The organism is Prevotella sp. CAG:255, from assembly GCF_000431195.1.
GTDB classification, from domain to species: Bacteria; Bacteroidota; Bacteroidia; order Bacteroidales; family Bacteroidaceae; genus Prevotella; species Prevotella rara.
In genome coordinates, this window is sequence record NZ_HF986811.1 from 56371 (window position 1) to 77099 (window position 20729).

The window sequence follows — 20729 nt, forward strand, 5'->3', positions numbered from 1 at the left end:
TTGTCCGCCAGGGCTGATTGCAGCCCTACATCTGCTTTTGCAATTTATTTTAGTATTCTATATAATTATTGTCTGTGGCCTACTAACCCTCCGCATCAGTGTCCGCGGCGTGCGAGCTTAACCACTTCGTTGGCTATTATGTCGGCCGAGTCGGGAAGCGCGAGCTTCAGTATGTTCTCGCTAAGTTCTTTCAGTCTGGCATCGTCTTTCACTGTCTGCAGCGCCAGCTTAACCACCTCAGCAGGAGCGTCGGCGTCCTTTACATACAGAGCAGCGTTCTTGTTGACCAGGGCCATGGCGTTCTTTGTCTGATGGTCTTCGGCCACATTGGGCGAAGGAACGAGGATAACCGGCTTGCCTATGAGGCAGAACTCTGATATGCTGCTTGCTCCGGCGCGGCTTATCACCAGGTCGGCGGCCTTGTAGGCAGCGCCCATGTCAGAGATAAAGTCGGTTACGTGAAGCGACGGAACCGTTCCGCGCTGCTTCAGTTCAGCCATTATCGACGCGTTATAGTATTTTCCGGTCTGCCATATAAACTGCACACCTGACTCTTTTATCATGTCGAGATTCTGAAGTACGCTCTCGTTGACCGTTCTCGCGCCAAGGCTTCCGCCTACGATGAGGATGGTCTTCTTGTCTTCAGACAGCCCGAAGCTCTTAAGGGCCTCAGCCTTTGTCAGCTTTGTGTCGAGCAGGACCTGACGCACGGGATTACCGGTCTTGACAATCTTGTCTGCCGGGAAGAATCTTTCCATGCCGTCGTAGGCCACGCAGATACGGTCTACCTTCTTCGACAGTATCTTGTTGGTGACGCCAGCATAGGAGTTCTGCTCCTGAATGAGGCACGGTATGCCCATCTTCGTACACTGGTTGAGCATCGGACCGCTGGCATATCCGCCCACTCCGACGGCAGCCATTGGATTGAACTTGCGTATAATCTTCTTCGCCATCTGCTGGCTCTTCCATATCCTGTAAAGAACCACCACATTCTTAAGCATGTTCTTTCTGTTGAAGCCGCTTATAGGAAGTCCTACAATCTCATAACCGGCAGCAGGCACGCGCTGCATCTCCATGCGTCCTAACGCTCCGACAAACAGTATTTTAGCTTCGGGATACTTTGCCCTGATTGCGTTAGCTATCGAAACAGCCGGAAATATATGGCCTCCGGTGCCGCCTCCGCTTATAATTATTCTAAGTTCATCTTCCATATGTCCTTACACCTTATTATTTCGCAAAAGTAATCAAAATTTTTCTTTTCAGATAATTTTAAATAATATTTTTCTGGCTTATTAAAAAAATATCCGGACACTGCGCACGGTGGCAAGACCGACAAGCCGACACACAAACGCCAGACTGAAAATTATCTGACAAAAATGTGTCTCGGCTTTGTTGGCAGACCGTCTCAGCGGCCGTGTCTTACTAAATATTATCGCATTAGTACGATGGCTATCTTCCGAGCCATGACTCAGGATTCAGCTTTGCCGTTCCGCGCCTGAGCTGGAACTGCAGTATGTTGTCCTCGCCTACCACGCCCAAGGCCTGACGGGCGCTGACGTGCTGTCCGCGGTGTACGCTTACGGAGCGCAGGTTGCAGTAGACTGAAATATAACTGCCGTGGCGCACCATGACAACCATCGTTCCGCCGAAGCCGAACACGGCACTGACTTCTCCGTCGAATATAGAGCGTGCCGATGCTCCGGGACTTCCGAGGATATTTATTCCCTTGTTGTCGAGCTTAACGTTCTTAAGTCCTTCAACATTATATTGTCCGAAATGACTCACAATGCGGTAAGAGCCCGTGATAGGCATCGGCAGGCGGCCGCGGTTGCGCTCAAAACTGCCGCTGAGCTTGCGGTCCTGCGAATCGAAGGCGACAGCCTCCTTGGCCTCCTTCTTGGCACGAGCCACCTCGTTCTCATGCCTCATCTCCTCCACCTTGGCCTTGCGTTCTGCTGCAACGCGGTCGGCTTCAGCCTCACGTGCGGCCTGTTCTGCCCTGGCTTTCTCCTCGGCGCTCTTGCGCTCGGCTGCTCTTGCTTCGGCTTTCAGGCGTTCCTCGCGTGCCTTAGCCTCAGCCACACGGCGTGCATTCTCGCGCGCTGCTGCCTCGGCGGCAGCCTTCTTGCGTGCCAGTTCCTCTGCCCTGCGCTTTGCGGCGGCTGCAGCGGCAGCGGCTTTTCTGCGGGCTTCAGCCTCAGCTCTTGCCTTGGCTTTAGCCACTTCTTCGGCTATGAGCTTGTCGATCTGCGCATTGAGGGCTGCGTCCTTCTTGCGCTGGTCGGCAATGATGGTCTGTATCGTCTTCTGCTGCTTCTGCAGTGTGTTCACCACCTGCTGCTGCTCGGCTTGCTTGCCTTGCAGCGCAGCCTGTTCCTGCTGTCCCTTATAGAGCAGGTTGTTCTTCTGTCCCCTGACCTTCTTCAGCTCGTTGTTCTTTGCCTCTATCTGGTTTTGCTTGGCTTTCACCATCTCGCCCTGGGCACGCTGATAGGCGGCATACTCGCGGACGAACCTCAGACGGCGGTACATCTGGGCAAAGTTCTTGGCGCTGAAGATGAACATCAGCTTGTCCTGTATGGTGCGGTTGCTGGCCATATACCGCATCGACTTTATGTATTTGGCCTTGCGGTCCTGCAGCTGCTGCTCGAGCGTAGAGAGCTGATTCTTGAGCAGCTGTATGTTTCCGTCAATGTGGGTAATGTCTTTCTGTATTCCGTCGATAGACTTCTGCCGCTGGTCGATTTCGCTGTTTATCATCATCAGGTTGTTGAGCCGCTTCTTTACGTCGGCCTTATTGGCACGCAAGAGGCGCTCCTGCTCCTTTATCTTGCGCTGAACGCTCGCGCGCTGGTTGCGGAGTCCCCTGATAGAGGCGTTCGAATAGTTGGCTGTCTTGGCCGACTTCTTCGTGCTGCGCTTCTTCACCACGCGCTTCGTCGTGGTCTTTTTCTTGGCTGTCTGCTTTTTCTGAGCCAGCGAAGGCGCCACCAACGACAATGCCAGCAGAAATATTAGTATTCTTCTCATTTATAACTTTAAGATTCTGTTAATTACGTCCTGCGGATCCACCTTTTTATATTTATCCGACACAGAGGTGCGCGTTTCCCAGTCGGCCGACGTGTCGAGTCCGCTCATTGATATGTTCACGGCCACGCCGTTAGCTCTCTTCACCGCGCTGCTCTTCATCATCAGGGTGATGTCAGTAGGGAATTTCTTCGTACCGAGCGGCTTGAATGTTCCGTAAGTGCATTTCACTGATGTGCTGCCTGTAGACGGGCTGCTGTATGTTACGTCCACAGCCTTGATCAGCCCGCTCGTCTTGTCGGCCTGCCACACATAGTTCATGCTGCCGCGCTTCAGCGTAACGAGCGTGTTGGCCACGGCATCGTTGAACGTAACGCCGAAATTCTTGAGGGCCGAGTCGGTTATCTTCTGCTGTCCGGGCACGAAGAGCTGATTCCACAGCAGTGCCTGCAAGGCGTAGAAGTCGAGCCCGTTGCGCTGCAGGAAGTCTACATCGCTGTATGAAGCCTTGATATATTCCTTGTTGATGCGGTCTACCACGAGCACGTAATCCTTTGTAAACTCAATGCGTCCGGCCTCCATCAGTCCGAGCGGAGTGAGCTGTATGCGTATCACGTCGTCCTTCTTCATCTTCAGCGAACCCGACACCGACAGATCTTTTGAACCGGTGTTGATGCTGAACTTTATCTTAGCCGAGATGGCCTGGGCATACACTTCATTGTCGTAGACCTTGCGCAGGAAGTCTGTCTTGCGGGCCAATATGCTTTCAACATCGTTATTGCCTGACGACGAAGACGAGCCGCCGGACATGGCGGCCTTCTTTGTGCCGCACGAAACTACGGCGAGGCACACAACCAAAAAGACGAGGCTGCGTAACAGCCTGCTGCTATTTCTCAACATATTTCTTCAGTTTTATTTTTCTTATAAGCACCTTATTCTCTTCGTCACTGTTCTCAAGCGCCTCGCGCCAGTATTCAAGGGCCTTGCCGGCGTCGCCGTTCATGTAGTAGATGTCGCCTGCATGCTCGAGAAGCACCGCACTGTTTGTGGTGTCGTTCTTGATGGCCATGTCAATATACGGCTGCGCGTCTTTATATTTTTTCTGCTTGAACAGTATCCATGCATAGGTGTCAAGGTATGTGCAGTTGTCGGGTTCGGCCTGCACCGTGCGATAGCTCATCTGCTCGGCCTTGTCGAGATTCTTGCCCGTTTCCGACAGATAGTAGGCATAGTTGTTCAGACAGCCGAAGTTGTCGTCCTTCCACTGCAGGCAACTGTCATAAGCGGCATAGGCTTCCTGCTCCTGCCCCTTGCTGTAAAGGATGTCGCCCATGATGGCATAAAAGTCTGACACGATGTCGGGGTTGCTCTCGTCGTCAATCTGGCTGACGCCCTTTCTGAACACTTCGAGGGCGTTGTCGTCATCGTCTTTCTGCACATAGGCAAGTCCGAGGAAATAATAGAAGGCCATCTCGTCGGGATTATAGTCGAGCGCCTGGCGCGAAAGTTCTATAACCTTGTCGAAGTCTTTCTCGTTCCACACTGTCTGTATCAGCTGTAGACGGGCAGCCGCGTTGTCGGGCGAGATGGTCAGCACGGTCTCCAGCACCTTGGTGATAGAATCCTGCGGCATCTTCTTCAGCGTCATGTATGCTGCATACAACTCGGCCATGTCGGATGTCTCCTGCGGCTGTTTCAGTATTCTCTTAAAGAGGTTGAGCACCTGTGTGCTGTCGCCTCCGTTCTTCTCGTTGTCTGCCACCACCTGCCTCATCAGTATCATCTTTGTGCTGACGGGCGTCTTGGGATTCACGAGCATTGTCTCCTGTATCGAGTCGGCCTGCGCCGTGCTGCCCGTGGTTCTGTAGTAGTCTATCATCGACATGCGTGCCATGGGGTTCTCGGGGTCTTGCTTCAGCACGTCCATATACTGGCCGTATGCCTCGTCGGGCTTGCCGTTCTGCAGAAGCCAGTTGCCCATCATCACCCTGTAGTTCATGTCGTTGGGATATTTCTCCGACATCGACTTCAGCTCATTGAACTCTTCCTCCTTCTTGCCCTGCAGCGAGTACACCTGCATCTTCGACAGGGCTGTCTGCTCACTGCTGCCTTCAAGGGCTTCGATGCGTTCAATGGTCTTTATCACATTGTCGTAGTCTTTCTTTCTGAGATACAGCTGGTTAAGGATGTCGAGCACGTCTGAGCGCTCCGGACTGTTGTGTGCCAGCTTCTCGTATGCCTTTATGGCCTCGTCGAGGTTGCCTATGCGTATGTAGCCCGTGCCGAGACGCTCAAGATAGGTGTTGTTCTCGGGGTCGAGCTCGGCAGCCTTCTTAACGTCTTCAAGTGCGGCGGTGTCGCCATAGAGCACTCCGCTGTAAGACGACATCATAAAGTAGGCCTCTGCTGCGTTGGGGTTTATGTCGAGACAGTGGCTCAGCAGGTCGTAAGCCGCGTCGTAGTTGCCGGCCACCTGCTGCTTGACGGCCTCAAAATAGAATATCTTGAAGCGCATGCTGTCGTTATGGCTTATGGGCGGAACCACGATGCCGCGCGACGCCGTGCCGCCTGCGCCTGTCTTTGTTGCCGTGCCGTGGCTGCAGCCTGTGATGACAGCCGCCGCCGAAAGCAGCACAAGGATGTATGATGTTAGTCTGTTCATCTGAATTGTTGAAATGCGAACCTTGCTGTTACTTCACTCCGGTGTGGCCGTAGCCGCCTGCGCCGCGCTCTGTCTCGTCGAGCACGCTAACCTCGACAAACTCTGCCGTCTCATGGCGAGCAATGACCATCTGGGCTATGCGTTCGCCGTCGTTGATCACGAAGTCGGTGTCTGAAAAGTTTATCAGCAGCACCATCACCTCGCCCCTGTAGTCGGCGTCTATCGTTCCCGGCGTGTTAAGCACCGTTATGCCGTGCTTCAAGGCCAGTCCGCTGCGCGGGCGCACCTGTGCCTCGTAGCCTTCGGGCAGGGCTATGTAGAGGCCCGTGGGTATCAGCCTGCGCTCCATGGGGCGCAGCGTTATCGGGGCGTCGATGTTTGCCCTGAGATCCATACCTGCACTCTGTGCCGTGGCGTATGCCGGAAGCGGCTGGTGCCCTTTGTTGATTACTTTTACGGGTATCATAGTCTTATTCTGCTTTTTAGGTTTTAACGGCGCACGCCTAGGCCTGACGCCACATGCCGACATCAGCCAGCCCACAGCTGGCATGCTGCCGGTTACGTTATTTTAATTTGTGTGCAAAAATAGTTATTTATATTTACATAATTGTATTTTTAGCGCTAAAAAGAAAGAATTTAGCCATTTTTAGATTACTTTTGCGCAGCTAACCGCCGTATTGTGCATACGGCCTTATTTTGCAGAAAGATGATGAACTGGAAACAACTTATATCGAACAAAAGACTCGGACAGGAGTCGCGCCACGCCATAAGGCACGACGACCGCTCTGAGTTTAAGCGCGACTACGACCGGCTGATATTCTCTGCGCCGTTCCGCCGCATGCAGAACAAGACTCAGGTGTTCCCGCTGCCGGGCAGCATTTTCGTACATAACCGCCTCACTCACAGCCTGGAGGTGGCAAGCGTGGGCATGTCGCTCGGCAACGACGTGGCCCACTGCGTTATGAAGACAAGGCCCGAACTGGCCGACACGCTGTTCACGCAGATCGGCACCATAGTAAGCACGGCATGTCTGGCGCACGACATGGGCAACCCTCCGTTCGGACACTCCGGCGAGAAGGCCATTCAGACGTTCTTCACCGAGGGCAAGGGGGCTTATCTTAAAGACAGGCTGAGCCCCGAACTGTGGAACGACATCACTCACTTTGAGGGTAACGCCAACGCGTTCCGTCTGCTTGCTCACCGCTTCAAAGGGCGCCGCGACGGCGGATTCGTGATGACTTACACCACGCTTGCGTCTATCGTGAAATATCCTTTTGCGTCGGCTCTGGCGGAAAAGGGGCACGGTAAATTCGGTTTTTTCAGCACCGAAGCCGACATATTCTGCCGCATTGCCGACGACCTCGGCATCATACGCAAGTCGGCCGACGGCTGTCCTGCCGAGTATGCGCGCCATCCGCTGGTGTATCTTGTAGAGGCTGCCGACGACATCTGCTACGAGATTATGGACATTGAGGATGCCCACAAGCTGAAGATTGTAACGTACGAGGAAACAAAGCGGCTTTTCCTGGATTTCTTCGATGAAATGGGGCAAAATCACATCATGCAGAGGATTCACGACGAGGAAATAACCGACGACAACGAGAAGGTGATATACATGAGGGCATGCGTTATCAACGCGCTCGAAAGGGCATGCGTTGACGCGTTCATGAGGCACGAGGACGAGATCATGAGGGGCGAGTTCAGCGGCAGTCTTATCGACAGCATCGACGACAGACTGGTTAAGGCTTACCGCAACTGCACAGAACTTTCGAAAAAGCGAATCTACAAGAGCAAGCCTGTGCTTGACGTCGAACTGAGCGGTTTTAAGATTATGGACAGCCTGATGGAGGTCATGACCGAGGCGGCAGTCAATCCGCAGCGGTTCTACTCGCGCCAGCTTATCAGCCGCGTGAGCAGCCAGTATGACATCAGCGCGCCCGACCTCGAAACGCGCATCATGGCTGTTATCGACTATATCAGCGGCATGACCGACGTGTATGCGCTCGACATTTATCAGAAAATCAACGGAATAAGTCTGCCGATTGTCTGATTTTCCCGGGAAAAACAAGAAAGTAAAAAAATAAAGACACACATCCTTATTACACTCATCCACAGGAAATTCCACGCACAGACGCCTCACCCACTTAACAGGCTTATCTTCAACGCATTACAAAAGGCCCCTCTTGAGGTGTAAAAGGAAACCTTTCAGCGCGTAAAAAATAAGCTTTCGCACGCTGAAAGGATAGCTTCCACAAAATGACAACAATCCTGCTGCAGCATCAGCACATGCGCAGCGGACAAAAGAATATCTTTATAAAAAGAGGAACAAGGCACCCCTCCGTCAATATTCCACACCCACTATCTCTATGTGCTCGATGTTTCTCATATTCAGCGGTTTACCGCCCTTCTCCGTGTATATGCTGCCAAGAACCGTATCTATCGCCTTAAGGTCATCGATATACAGCTTGTCCGACAGCGATGAGTACCTGAGCGTCTCCGTACATTCGGTCATCTCTGTGACATTGCCCATGAATTTTACCATCACGACTTTTCCGCTTTCATCGGTGTACTCGTCCCTAATGGACGCCATCTTGTCTATAAGCACACTCGTAATGCCTCCGTTCCTCGTCACGACACCTGCGGCAGGCCTGATCTGTCCCCACAGCTTCCTTTCCTTTACCTTACGCGTGGACAGGAAAGTGTTTTGGGGTTCGGATGTCATGTCTATGAACTTATCCGCCAGCGCGGCAGCATTCACATCTGAAGTCTTTTCTTTCTTCGTCACCTTACGCTTTACACTATAATTCCCCTTTACCTCCTTTACGGTATACTCAACTTCCCTCTCCTCACGGTAAACCTCTACTCCCTCATGCTCCTGCACAGATATCTCACGGGTGATTATTTTCAACGCCGAGTGTTCCTTGCCAAGAGGTGTCCTCGTGGCAAGAAAACTTTTACCCAACGGACTGCCCGTCACGCTGTCGCCTGACACGATGATTTGCGAACACAGCGGCGCAGACACAAACATAAGCAACAAAACTAAAACGACTTTATCTGCACTCTCGCGTATATTTCTACAAGAGAACGCATATTGTGACATTGAAAACATAAACACCTAATTTTTAAATTTATAAATGCTCTTACATCTATGCCTCTGTCCAAAAGGGCAGATTTACATATTCAAAATCCCATGACATTGTTTTTAACTTGTTATACAACAACATAACTACTCCTCACATTTCCATAGTTTAGAACTTGCATATCCTACCGTCACTCCTGCCTTTAAAGACTCTTTGTCGCGTTCCGAAAGTCCGGAATTTGAGATCAGATCAATTACATCCTTACAATACTGTTCCCATTCTTCATCTGTCTCAACAAGTTCCATCCCCTCAAAATACAAAGATATGACATTTAAAATCTCTTCAAGTTCCGGATATTTTACTTCTGCCACATTAATAAGTTCCTTGTAATTCTCACATTTTACTGATTCCTCACCTATAAAAGAACAGAATTGTATTGTCTCGTCACTAATAGAGACATCACTATAACAACTTACCGGAATTGTACTGATAATCTCTTCATTCAACTTCAAGACACACGCCTCGTCAGAAACACTTTTCCAATAATTAACACTATTATTTTTTTCAAGCGTGTTATATATGATAAGATTATGATAAAATCCCAAACTGTCATTTGCCGTCGCCAATAATGGATTTTGTACCAATACAAGATTATTCAAAGCGTCTTCTCTAGGTTGTACACATGAAGTAGCAAGAGTATCCCCCAACATCGCTACTCTCCTTGGAGCATTCCCAATAATTTCATTCAAAACATAAACACCTGTTATAAAACCTTGTTTTTTAGCAGAACTGAACGAAGAGCCTTGAGCCGACTGCCATATATTATCGCCTGTAAAAACACCTTTTACCGCTCCAACTACATCTGCTACAAAGACATTAAGCACGCTCTTAAAAAGTCTACCAAGAAAACCTCTGGTCTCTTGCTGGGACAATTCCAAATTCAGCACAAGAATATCATTATTCAATCTGGCATAACTTTCCTCAACACAAACTTCACTATCATCTGCATTTTCCTCATAAATATCAACAGATGCAGTACTGCAAGAAATCAGTGCCATAATCGTCATGACACTTGAAAATACGAATAACTTTTTTTTCATAATATAAATTATTTAAGGGTTTATAATATTCCGTTTAAACAACAAGACACATAAATTCACACATATATTTTAAAATGCGTCCATGGTATACCAATAATTTTATGAAATCCGATTGCTAATATACAAAAAATTACTAAATGCTACAAACAAAAATCAACAGAACAGACAAAAAGAAATAGATTTTAACAAATAGACAAAGACAGTACGACAATGCAAAGAATACAAACATCCAACATATAAGCAATAAGGGATATGCATCATACGGTTTAACAAAAAGACATACTTTTTGTTTGTATTACGATAATCACCCTCAAAGAAAAAATAAAATAAAGAAAAATCCGAAACAAAACCATAAAACCACATAAGTGGCTGCCTAACGACCAAATACCAACATAGGCTCATCGGCTTGAAATGTCATGAAGAAATTGTTTTTCACAAGCCGTAAAGTCACTTGCCTTATCAGTGAAAATCTTCTCACTTCTCTTTATAAATAATGTTGTTAGTGCCCGAAGTTATATTGAGTGCATCAGGATTTTCCCTTACGAACGAGTCGATATGCCATATGCGCTTCACCTTCAGAATTTCGTCGACCGCAATAAGTACGCCAGTCTTCTCGACATCACCGAAGCCATAGTTGATGGCCGTACCAAACAACTTCATCGTAGGGTTCAGTCCCATGTATGCATTCACCTGCGGCGGGATGTTATATACAATCTTGCGCAGCTCCCGGTTAAGTATACTGCAGTCGTCCTTGAATGATTTCTCTCAGAAAAATTGCCCTGTTACTTCTCGTCAGTCTCTATTTTCAGCGGTTTCATCAGAATAATGAGGCCGTCAGGGGCATTGAAATGCTTTTTGAGAAAATAAAGAATCACGTCGCTCTCCTCGTACACATACGATGGCTACATAGTCATCTTGCAAAAAGCATGCTTTCATCTTGCAAAAGGCATGCTTTTACAAGACAAAAGGCCACGTTTTGCAAGCCAAAAGACGGTCTTTTGCAACACACTGAATATCAAGTTGTTACATAGCATAATAAAGACAGAGAAAAAGCTGCACTACATACGGCAGACAGCCGACGAAAAATTAGACAAATGTTAAGTTAATATAAATATCTGTATGCGTTGCCTCTCCATGTAGCCAAGCGGCTAAAGACTTATCTGCGCGCTCAATATTATCTCGCGAGGGCGCAGGTTGTAGTATGTGGTCGACGACGACGCACTGCCGTAATACGTAACGGCATAGTTGCGCCTGTTAAAGATGTTGCGCAGCTCGGCTTGCAGCCTTACCTTCTTCAGGCGCCACACAACGCCTGCATCGGCAAGCAGTGTGTTGACGGTCTGTGCCGACTGCAGTTCGTTGCGGTAGTGAACGGCCGATAAGGTTATGTCTACGCTGCCTATAGTCTGCGTGTAAGAAAAGTTCTGGCGCCAGCAGAACAGCATATTTTGTGCGGTTTCATCGGTATTCATTCCGTTCACGGTGAATTGTCCCGCGTAATAAAATGTGCCGAAAGACGGCGAGAAAGTTACTTCGGGCGACATGGTAAAGGTGTGTGCCCTGTAGCCTGTAACGGCCGACATAGACAACTGTCCGCCCTCCGAATAGACATACTGCAGGGCAAGGCGCGTCTTTAGGTGCAGACTGAAAAAGCCCTTTGACACCTGTGCTTTTAAGAAGGCAGACTGCCGGCTGTTGTCTCTTTCGGCAACATAATATCTGTATCGGCCGTCGGCTATGGTCATGTCGGTCATCAGGTTGCTGCGTGTATGGCTATAACTAGCCGTAAACGACCAGAAGAGTTCTTTCACGGGGCGCTTGTAGTCGTAAGTTATGTATGCGTTCAAGGTGCGGTCTACAGGCACAATGCCGCACGTTGCGTAAGTTGTGCGGTAGTCGAAGGCGTATTCATCGAGCACAAAATTGTTCCATTCTCCCGGTTTCATCGCATATCCTCCCCATGCTGTCAGTTCGCTGCGCATGCCGGTCTTGAGGCTGAGATAGAGCGACGGCGACACATAAAGCTGGTTTCTGTTCTGCGCCGTAAGCCGTTGCCATCTTACGGGCATGCTTAAATTGAATCTCAGTCTGCCGCGTCGGTATTCGACTCCGGGCATTGCGTAAACTTCCACTGAGGTGTTTCGTCCGCGCAGGTTGAGATGTTCCATGGCAAAACCCACCTTATATTTCTGCGTGAAATATCTGCCGGGCAAAACCGTTTCAGCGCTGTTGTCGGTATGCCAAAGCAGATTTTTCAGTTCTTCCGTAGTGCCGTCAACGTTCAACGAGAACGGAGCGTAATGAAAATCGGCCGTCGAGCGCACCGTAAGAGTGTTGTCACCGAGCGTAAAAAGGCGCGAAAAATTGTTCAAAAGGCGCATTTCGGGCGTTTTCACCGTCTGCGCTATGATGCCTTGTGCTGTTCCTTCAATGTGCGAAACGCCCTCACGCCTTGTGGCTTCTGCCAGAAAATACTCGTTACCGTAGACTTTTTCGTTGTTCAGCGTACTTGTAAAATCCACGTAGACATTATCGCGTTTTATGCAAGAATAGTCGGTTTCATCGGTAGTTTCAACGATGGAACCGCCTAAATAGTATGACGATGTGTTTGAGGTTGTCTGCTCCTCGTTGCTGTGTGCGTATCCCGCCGTGATGCGCCAGTCGCTGCCCTTGGCCGTCTTTGCCGTGTGCTTCACGTTCATACTGTATGAACGGTTGAAGCGCAGGCGGTTGTCGTCAATGGGTGCGGCAAGCTCCGGCTGAGTCAACCACTGCGGAACATCTGCCCCTGAGCCATATCCCGAGGTGCCGCCAACGGCAAGCACGTCGTTGCTGCGGCTGAGGTCGCGGCCCGAACGGTCGTATTCGGCATCATAGAGGCTCTGCCGTTTCCGCCCAATCTGCAGCACATCGGCCCCGCCCATGGGCTCTGTGCCCTTCAGCGGAAATGCCACGTCTGCGGCAGGCCGTAGCGTTGCCATCCATTTGTCGCGTGCTCCGGGCTTGAGCTTTATGTTCATTGCCACGTCGTCGGTGAACACTTTGTCGCGCAGAGCCTTCACGGGCTGGTCGTGCTGTATCACCTCCGCGCGGTCAACATCTTCAGGTTTCAGCGTCTCGTTCAGTCTATCGTAGCGTCCGCCCGTCAGGTCTAAGTCTTCAACGGTAAAACGGCTGATGTCCTTTCCGTTGAAACTTATTTTGCCGTTTTTATCGACATCCACTCCGGGCAGTTTCTTCAGCACGTCTTTCAGCGAGTTGTCGCGCTTGTCGGCAAACTTCGACAGGTCGTAGCTTATGGTGTCTCTCAGTCCGGCTATGCGTCCGCTCTTCACCTGAACTTCTCTAAGTTCAAACGCTTCAGGCGTCATCTGTATGCTTACATGCTGCCCCGGACTCACCCTTACCGTGTGTTTGCGGTAACCGAGAAAGCTCACCGAAAGGCTGTCGCCGGCTTTTACGGCAATGGAGAACGCTCCCTTGTCGTCTGCATTGGTAAATGCCACCGGCTTTCCGCCACGCATCAGCGTTACCGCAGCCACGGGCAGAGGCTCTTGTGTGGCTGAATCGGCAACAACACCCGTAACCGACTGCTGTGCCGAAACATACAGACTGAACGGCAGCAACAGCAATGTAATAAACATTCTGATTATTCCTTTCATAGCAAACAGCTTTACAACGGCTGACAGCAGACGCCCTTTGGCTACCAGACTATCGCTCTATCGGATTATACGGAACGCCCTTTGGCGGAGCAACTGACTTGCCGCTACGGTCTTGCATCTTTACCGTCACCTTGCCACCGGCAGTCATATATCCTACAGGATCAGAATAATAACGGCGATAAAGGCCGTTCAAATCTTTACGGTTTACCTTCTCATAGCCTTCACCCTTATAGTATATGGGGCGCGGCTCATCGGCAGTCTTTATCCCTATAGCCTCAAACACATAATGGCGTTGGCTGTCGTAAGCGCGCAATATGAGTCCGGGCAGTCCGCAGAGTTTCCACGGCCCATGGTAGAGAGGTATGTCCTCGGCATACCATGCGCTCCACAGGCGGCCCTTATAGCTGGCTGTGGCAAGCCGGCAAGGATAGCCAATAATGGTGGCGGAGCTGTCGGGGCAAAGCTGCCACTGCGGTTTTTCCACGCTTTCAACGCAGACAAAGCGGTCGAGACCGAGCTTTTCGGTGAACGACGAGCACCCTGTTTCGGGATAATTGGCATACAACCGCCACGGTATGCGGCCGAGAACGCTGTATTGCGTGGCGCCACGGCTTAGAAGTTCGGCATTGATTGAGTCGCTTCTGAAGGCGTCGTAGCTGTAGAAAGCCGTAACCTTGCGTCCCGTTTCGAGCAGCATCGTTTCGTGAGCCGCCTTCATCGGCACTTGCAGCGTGTCCTCAACATAAGCCATGTCATAAGTTATAACGTAGCGCAGAGTGTCGCACGGCTTTCCGGGCTGAAGGTCTTCAGGCGTAAACACATTGATGTTAGTCTGTGCGCTGCCCAACATTGCGCTGACGGCGAGAAGAGATATGGATATAATTCGTCTCATGGTAACAAAAGTTTTGGTTAATGCCGCAAAATTAGCGAAGGCAGACCGATGAAAAGGCACATTTCTATTACTTGCGTATTACCGGGAATATTACTAAAATATTATCGCAGCCACGCAGTTCACCTTTATTTACTATATTTGCATACACATTGCCACGCCATGACACGGACGGCAATATGGCGCAAGGCTCGAAGGCAAATCCGTAAACAAAACATAACCGCAAGATGAACCGAAGGATAAAACATGTCTGGACTATAAGCATCGTGGCGATGACTGCAATATTCGCCATGCAGGCTTACTGGCTCTACAACCAATACGAATACAGCAGCACGGTTAAGGCCGAAGAGCTGAAGCAGGCTTGCACCAAGGCGCTTGAAGAAGAAAAGAACATAAGGATTGACAAACAAGAGGACGGCAAAGACGACAGCAGCTACGTAAGAATGCAGATTGTGCTGAAAATCGACCAGAGCACAAAGAATACAAAAGAAAAAGACAGACAGGTGAAATCTACGATAAGATACACCCTGCCCGATACAAAAAAGCAGCTGAAGGTGAGGAACATTGACATGACTGAAGGTGTGGAACTTACATCGAGATACATGGCCTCTCAGGAAAAGCGGTTCGACCGCAACATATTCGACTCGCTGCTGTATGCTGACAAAGGCATAAAAACAGACAGCTTCAGGTTTGTCAAGACAAACCGGTGCATGATAAAGCCGGCATTCAGCGTGAGCGGCGGACTAAGCAAGACGCTGCACGTGAGATATTCGACCAATCCGCTTGAAATGGAGGCCGTTGAAATGACCGTCCACGTACCGGCATCGCATATACTCATGCTGATGAGCCGGCAGCTTGCCGCAAGCATCGTATTGCTCGTCATACTGGGCTTCTGCATGATGTATCAGATCAAGACGATAATGATTCAGCGCCGCATAAACGCCATAAGGCACGAGTTTATGAAGAACATGATCTACGAGATGAAGCAGCCGCCCGCCAAGGCTGCCGACGACGCCACGGCAATAAAAATAGGCTCAACGCTGTTTTTCTACGAGCTCAACGAGCTTCGACACGGCAACGAGAAGGTGATTATCACCAGCCGGCAGGCAGAACTGCTGCGCATTCTTGCCGACAGCCCGAACAAGGTCGTGGGGCGCGAAGTGCTGCTGAAAGAAGTGTGGGGCGACGACTCCTACTCTAACTCCATGGCGCTCAACGTGCAGATAACATATCTGCGCAGGGCACTGAAGAGCGACGCCGCACTAAGCATAGAGGCAATTATAAGAAAGGGATATGTGCTGAAGACCATGCAAAACCAATAATAAGACAAAGACGTAAGCCATTATTACAAGAACGAGCCGGCACGAAAGAAAGAGCTATACGCCCAACAACCCAAAACACAAAACAGCCAACAGGCACAGCGACGCATGCAGGCTACATAAAACAAGACATAAAAAAATTCCGCCGTCAGACTGCCTAAACACGGCTAAAGTCTCACGACAGGAATTTTAATGTGTATGTATAATATCAGATTTTATTTCTCCTTATATATTATCTTGTTGGCTCCCGAAGTAATGTTCAGAGCCTCAGGATGCTCCTTTATGAACGAGTCGATATGGCGTATGCGCTTCTCCTCGAGTATCTCGTCGACGGCAATAAGTATGCCCGTCTCCTCAACATCGCCGAAACCATAGTTGATGGCCGTGCCAAACATCTTCATCGTAGGACTCAGACCCATGTATGCGTTCACCAGCGGCGGGATGTTATAGCCCATCTTGCGCACCTCGCGGTTGAGTATGCGGTAGTCATCCTTGAACGATTCCTCACAGAACAGCTGCTCCAGTTCCTTCTCGTCGGTCTCTATTTTCAGCGGTTTCATCGGTATGATGAGATTGTCAGGATCGTTGAAATGCTTCTTAAGGAAGTACAAGATCATGTCGCGTCCCTTGCGCACGTATGATGGATACATGGTCATTTTGCCGAAGAAATACTTCACGTTGGGCATCACCACGGTGAGCGCTCCCAGTCCGTCCCACAGGTTGTCGAGCGCAAAGAGGCTCTTTGCCCCCATCTTAGAGCTCTGATATTCGAGAGATACGAACGAACGTCCCAGCTCAATGGTCTGCGGCATATAGTCCTTCATGAACTTATCAGAGAAATGGAACATGTGTCCCGTAGCAAGTATGGGCTGCCCGTTTTCGTCAAGTTCAACGTCAGTTCCAAGCAGATAGCGGTATCCGCCGATAATCTCCTCAGCCTCGGGGTTCCACACGATAAGCTGCTTGTAGCAGTTGTCCATCGTGTCAAACTCGTCGATGTCCATGCTCTTGCCTGTGCCGCCGCCTGCCTCGCGGAACGCAATCTCGCGCAGACGTCCTATTTCCTTCATAACGTTGGGCGAGTTGTGAGCCGTTATAACATAAATCTCATTGTTACTCTTGTTAGTCATTCTGAGTTGACGCTCAGGCGTAAGCTCACTTTTAAGCAGTTCTTTGTCAATCGGCTGGATAATCTCTTGTTCCATCTTATAAAAAATTAAGAGGTTTATTTGTTGAAGTATCTCTGTTTTAAACCTGTTTCATTATAGTTTGTAGACCTCGTCCTGCACATACTGCGCCCACTGCGCCGGTGTTCTGGACTTGTCGAAAGTCTGCCAGGGAATAGGCTTTCCGATGGCTATGCGGAACGACTTGTGCACATTTTTATACATCTCGTCGACCAGAAACAACATCGCTATGTTGAACTTTATGCCAAGGGCCTTGCAGACGTTGGCCAAAGTGTAGAAGAAGTCAGAGTTGCGCCCGCCGAAATGTATGGGCACCACGTCGCGGTGGGTCTCCACACTCTTCGTTATGAACGTCTTCTTCCATGGCAAATCGCGTATCTCTCCGTTGATCCTGCGCGAGCAAAGGCCCGCCGGGAACATCAGCATGTGGTTGTCGCTCCTGAAGCCGGCCTCGACCATAGCCGGGAAGCTGCGGCTCTGCGAGCCTGTCTTGTTTATAGGTATGCACAGCGGAGCAAGCCCCGGAAGGTTCATCAGCAGGTCGTTTACCAAATAGCGGAAACGTCCGTCATAATGGCGGCCGATAACGGCACCCAGCGCAACACCGTCTTCTCCACCGAGAGGGTGATTGCTCACAAAGGTGTAAAGCTTTCCGTCATCCTTGCCGGGCAAGTTCTCCTTGCCAACAATCTCGAGCGTCATGTCAAGATAACGCATGCAGTCCTCAAGCCATTCTACTCCGGTGAGATGTCTGCTGTCCCAAAGATATTTGTTGACTTCGTCCTGATGTACGATATGCTTAAGCCATTTTACCAGCGGCGAGGGCACAAACTTAGCCTTGCTGCCCATTTTACCCCTAAGAATATCGCTGATGTCAATCGTTTTCTCTGTGATACTATTCATGCTTTCGATACTAACTCAATGCAAAAATAATTCAAGTTTTTCAAAAACATACTTATTTTATGGAAAAATATTGGTTTTTTCTCACTTTTGTAACAAAAAACGTATAAAAATCAAACAAAAACAAAAACAGACATGCCAAACAATGTAATATATATGACACAAAAGACCGTGCGCCCCACCCTCACAACAGGCGCACATGCCTATTAAATAATGTGGCGGAAGCAGACAAGAGCACACGCAAGCGCAACTATGCATGGCAACGCAACCCACTAAAGCGCATCAGAACAGCCACAAAGAATGGCTGCATTTTGTAAAGAAAAACTACAGAACGCATTACAGTTGACGCTCTCAGAACAGCGATGCTCTGCGCTGACACGTGATTTGGCGCAGAAAACGGCAAAAATTACGCTTTCACGATAATACACTGATACACAGAAGCTTACATCATTTAAAAGAGAAAAGGCGGAGAGTTAAAAAATATTACTCTGCCATTTACGGTGCAAAAGTGGGCCGTTTACGACTCAAAAGCAGTGCATCTACAACATAAAAACACTGCTTTTAGACACAAAAATCAGACTTTTCAGGCTATTCTAGCCGTCTAATTACAAACAAAAGTTAACGCACATATTTGCTCTATGCCATAAATTTAACATCCGTTATACATTCATTTTCTAGATTAAAAAAATATTTTGTCATAAGTTTTTACCTGCACCGACAATCTTACATCGCTAAAAATTAAACCCCAATCGATCATTAGACCGCACATAGCTTTATCAATTTTGTGTATTCATGCTTTCTGCCCGCCTTTTTGTTTCTATTGGCTGCTTTTGTTCGCTTTTTCTTGACATAGTCCGCTATGCCTGCAAAAATCCAACAAAAAGCCGCTCAACATAAAGCAAAAATACAGACCGAATCATAATAACCGACTGGGGGTAAAAGCGGAAATGAATAATTTGAGCATAATGCGTATGCCATGCTTTTCTATAAAAACATAAAGTGCGACAAGGGCTTAGGCCACGGACATCAACACAGATGCGGCCTTGCACCTGCTAATGCGCAAAGCCGCCTGAACGTTATAACCGTCCACGGTAAATCCCAACGCCTCTATCCATATCAGAAGCCAAAACCTATCGTCCCGAACACGCCGTTATAATTGTCGATGCCTACCGTGCGCGAGTTGATGTGGCGATAGCCTATACTGACATTAACGTTAATCAGCTTGCATCTTTTTATCCTGAACATAAGCCGTGCATCATAAGTTACGTTTTTCCAGTCTGTATGCCCCACAGAGGCGCCAACCTTTCCGTAAAGGTCAATATCAATATATCCTACGCGTCCAAGAGTATATCCTAAGCCGCCACCTAAATTTGTTGTGCTCAGATATGAGTTTTCCGGATTGTCGTATAGAGCGAGCATTCTTTCCGCCGTTGCAAACATATAAAACTTTTTGGTTATTTTAAATCCCAAATCAGCCCCAAACGACATAACTTGTCTTTCCTTCTGCTTGTATAATGCCGTGCCAAAGTCAAGGTTAAGCATCATTCTGTCAATAAAGCTATTATTACTGTTATCCTTTACATTTTGCATTTCAGCTTTTACATCCTGTGCCCATACTGCCGGCGCAAAAATAATTGACAGCACCAAAATAAAAATCTTTTGTTTCATAATAAAAATAATTTAAGTTTAAAATTTAGATTCGTCAACGCAAATATAATCAAAGTGCACACAGCACGTTTAAATTTTCCATTTAATCTTCATATCATGCGTTACATGTTTTTCGGGTGCTTGATATATCAGAAACTACTGATTTTCAAGACATTACACCAACTCTAAAAAATTCAGACAAAGCATAAAATGTAACGTTAGAAGCCACAGCAAAACAACAAACACAAGCAATAATAAAATGAAATAACCATATTTTATTTATCTTTGCAATGCTAGAAAAACAGAAACAGACAGATGAAGAAACTTATATTTATACTGATACTTTTGCCCCTTATGATTAGTTGCACAGACAACAACAATAAGGCAGAAAAGATATTGTCAAATGCCGATTCGCTTTTACAAGCAGGAAATACAGACAAGGCAATCCTGTTATTGGAAAGAATAAACGGAAGAAGTCTAACAGGCGCTGATGCCAGAGCCAAATATTGCCTGCTGTTAACAAAGGCATATAACACATTAGGGAAAGTACTTTCTAACGATTCGTTAATAGATTTCAGTATAAAATATTTTGAAAAGACAAAAAATCATACCGATTTAGCCCGCTCGTATTACTATAAAGGGATGTGTATGTTAGACAGAGGAGACTTTGAGAACGGCGTGATTCTATTGAAAAAAGCTGAAAGCGAAGAAAAGCTCTCGTCCGACCCAAGCCTTAGACAGTATATTTATATCAACCTCTCACACGTAAATTTAGAATCCGGAAACTATAAAACAGCATTAAGATATTCACTAAAAGCACTTGAAAATGCAGAAAAGCGCAATAACACCATATGGATGTGCGTATCTTTAGACAAAACCGCTTCATGCTATTATTTCATGAACAAAAAAGACAGTGCCGAATCGTATATGTCAAGAATAATCCCGTTGCTTGAAAAAATCAACGACAAGGAAATGTCGTCAATGTTTTTGAATAACATTGGACTAATTTGGTACGAGAAAGGACTTTACGAAAAAGCGGAACCGATGTTTAGAGAGGCATTCAATCTGCTTGATGTGCCCACCACCCGCATCAATCTGGCAAAGGTTTGCTATGCTAGAGGAAAGACAGAAGTATGTGACACACTTTTAGCCAAGGCTTTAGAAGGCGCGAACTTCGAGGAAAAGGCAGAAATCTACCAGTTTATGGCGGAAAAAGCGGAAAAAGAAAACAGCCCGGAAGAGGCCAACATATTTCA

The 20729-nt window shown here is 48.2% G+C and carries 15 protein-coding genes and 1 pseudogene; 3 read left to right on the forward strand and 13 right to left on the reverse strand.

Going from position 1 to position 20729, the window contains the following annotated elements:
* Positions 1 to 95: 95 nt before the first annotated feature.
* The 5 genes from murG to dut form a co-directional block, all read right to left on the reverse strand.
* On the reverse strand, positions 96 to 1211 hold the full coding sequence (gene murG, locus QVO66_RS07605; RefSeq protein ID WP_021854861.1) for an undecaprenyldiphospho-muramoylpentapeptide beta-N-acetylglucosaminyltransferase: 1116 nt from the start codon (positions 1209 to 1211) through the stop codon (positions 96 to 98).
* A gap of 238 nt (positions 1212 to 1449) precedes the next feature.
* Positions 1450 to 3030, reverse strand: a complete 1581-nt coding sequence (locus QVO66_RS07610; RefSeq protein ID WP_021854862.1) for a murein hydrolase activator EnvC family protein — start codon at positions 3028 to 3030, stop codon at positions 1450 to 1452.
* Complete coding sequence (locus tag QVO66_RS07615; protein WP_021854863.1) at positions 3031 to 3927, reverse strand: DUF4292 domain-containing protein; 897 nt, start codon at positions 3925 to 3927, stop codon at positions 3031 to 3033.
* Positions 3914 to 5689 (reverse strand): tetratricopeptide repeat protein, encoded by a 1776-nt coding sequence (locus QVO66_RS07620; RefSeq protein ID WP_021854864.1) that lies wholly within the window; start codon positions 5687 to 5689, stop codon positions 3914 to 3916. Before QVO66_RS07620 ends, QVO66_RS07615 begins: the two co-directional genes overlap by 14 nt.
* A gap of 28 nt (positions 5690 to 5717) precedes the next feature.
* Positions 5718 to 6155, reverse strand: coding sequence for a dUTP diphosphatase (gene dut / locus QVO66_RS07625; RefSeq protein WP_021854865.1), 438 nt, complete (start codon positions 6153 to 6155; stop codon positions 5718 to 5720).
* Positions 6156 to 6398: 243 nt separating this feature from the next.
* Here dut and dgt point away from each other — a divergent pair, with 243 nt between their 5' ends.
* A complete protein-coding gene (dgt, locus tag QVO66_RS07630) occupies positions 6399 to 7739 on the forward strand; it encodes a dGTP triphosphohydrolase (RefSeq protein WP_053398436.1) in 1341 nt (446 codons plus the stop codon).
* 291 nt (positions 7740 to 8030) lie between these two features.
* Here dgt and QVO66_RS07635 read toward each other — a convergent pair whose 3' ends face one another.
* The 5 genes and pseudogenes from QVO66_RS07635 to QVO66_RS07655 all read right to left on the reverse strand — a co-directional run bounded on the left by QVO66_RS07635 (position 8031) and on the right by QVO66_RS07655 (position 14423).
* On the reverse strand, positions 8031 to 8798 hold the full coding sequence (locus QVO66_RS07635; protein WP_021854867.1) for a hypothetical protein: 768 nt from the start codon (positions 8796 to 8798) through the stop codon (positions 8031 to 8033).
* Positions 8799 to 8915: 117 nt separating this feature from the next.
* Positions 8916 to 9869, reverse strand: coding sequence for a hypothetical protein (locus tag QVO66_RS07640; protein WP_021854868.1), 954 nt, complete (start codon positions 9867 to 9869; stop codon positions 8916 to 8918).
* A gap of 474 nt (positions 9870 to 10343) precedes the next feature.
* Positions 10344 to 10801, reverse strand: a pseudogene (locus tag QVO66_RS07645) (hemolysin); the annotation flags it as partial.
* Between the two features lie 216 nt (positions 10802 to 11017).
* Positions 11018 to 13531: a carboxypeptidase-like regulatory domain-containing protein gene (locus QVO66_RS07650; RefSeq protein WP_288172730.1), complete on the reverse strand. Its 2514-nt coding sequence runs from the start codon at positions 13529 to 13531 to the stop codon at positions 11018 to 11020.
* 49 nt (positions 13532 to 13580) lie between these two features.
* Entirely contained in the window at positions 13581 to 14423 is an 843-nt protein-coding gene (locus tag QVO66_RS07655) for a GLPGLI family protein (protein WP_021854871.1), read from the reverse strand.
* A gap of 224 nt (positions 14424 to 14647) precedes the next feature.
* On the opposite strand from QVO66_RS07655, the gene QVO66_RS07660 reads away from it, so the two are divergent.
* Positions 14648 to 15742, forward strand: coding sequence for a winged helix-turn-helix domain-containing protein (locus QVO66_RS07660; protein WP_021854872.1), 1095 nt, complete (start codon positions 14648 to 14650; stop codon positions 15740 to 15742).
* A 212-nt stretch (positions 15743 to 15954) separates the two neighbouring features.
* Here QVO66_RS07660 and QVO66_RS07665 read toward each other — a convergent pair whose 3' ends face one another.
* From QVO66_RS07665 to QVO66_RS07675, 3 genes are all read right to left on the reverse strand, one after another.
* The gene (locus QVO66_RS07665; RefSeq protein ID WP_021854873.1) at positions 15955 to 16944 is read right to left on the reverse strand and encodes a GNAT family N-acetyltransferase; all 990 of its coding nucleotides are present in this window, start codon (positions 16942 to 16944) and stop codon (positions 15955 to 15957) included.
* 57 nt (positions 16945 to 17001) lie between these two features.
* Complete coding sequence (locus tag QVO66_RS07670) at positions 17002 to 17829, reverse strand: hypothetical protein (protein ID WP_021854874.1); 828 nt, start codon at positions 17827 to 17829, stop codon at positions 17002 to 17004.
* Between the two features lie 1113 nt (positions 17830 to 18942).
* Positions 18943 to 19494, reverse strand: coding sequence for a hypothetical protein (locus tag QVO66_RS07675; RefSeq protein WP_021854875.1), 552 nt, complete (start codon positions 19492 to 19494; stop codon positions 18943 to 18945).
* Between the two features lie 294 nt (positions 19495 to 19788).
* Between QVO66_RS07675 and QVO66_RS07680 the strand changes: the two genes are divergently transcribed.
* On the forward strand, positions 19789 to 20729 hold a 941-nt coding region (locus tag QVO66_RS07680), incomplete at its 3' end, for a tetratricopeptide repeat protein (protein WP_288172731.1).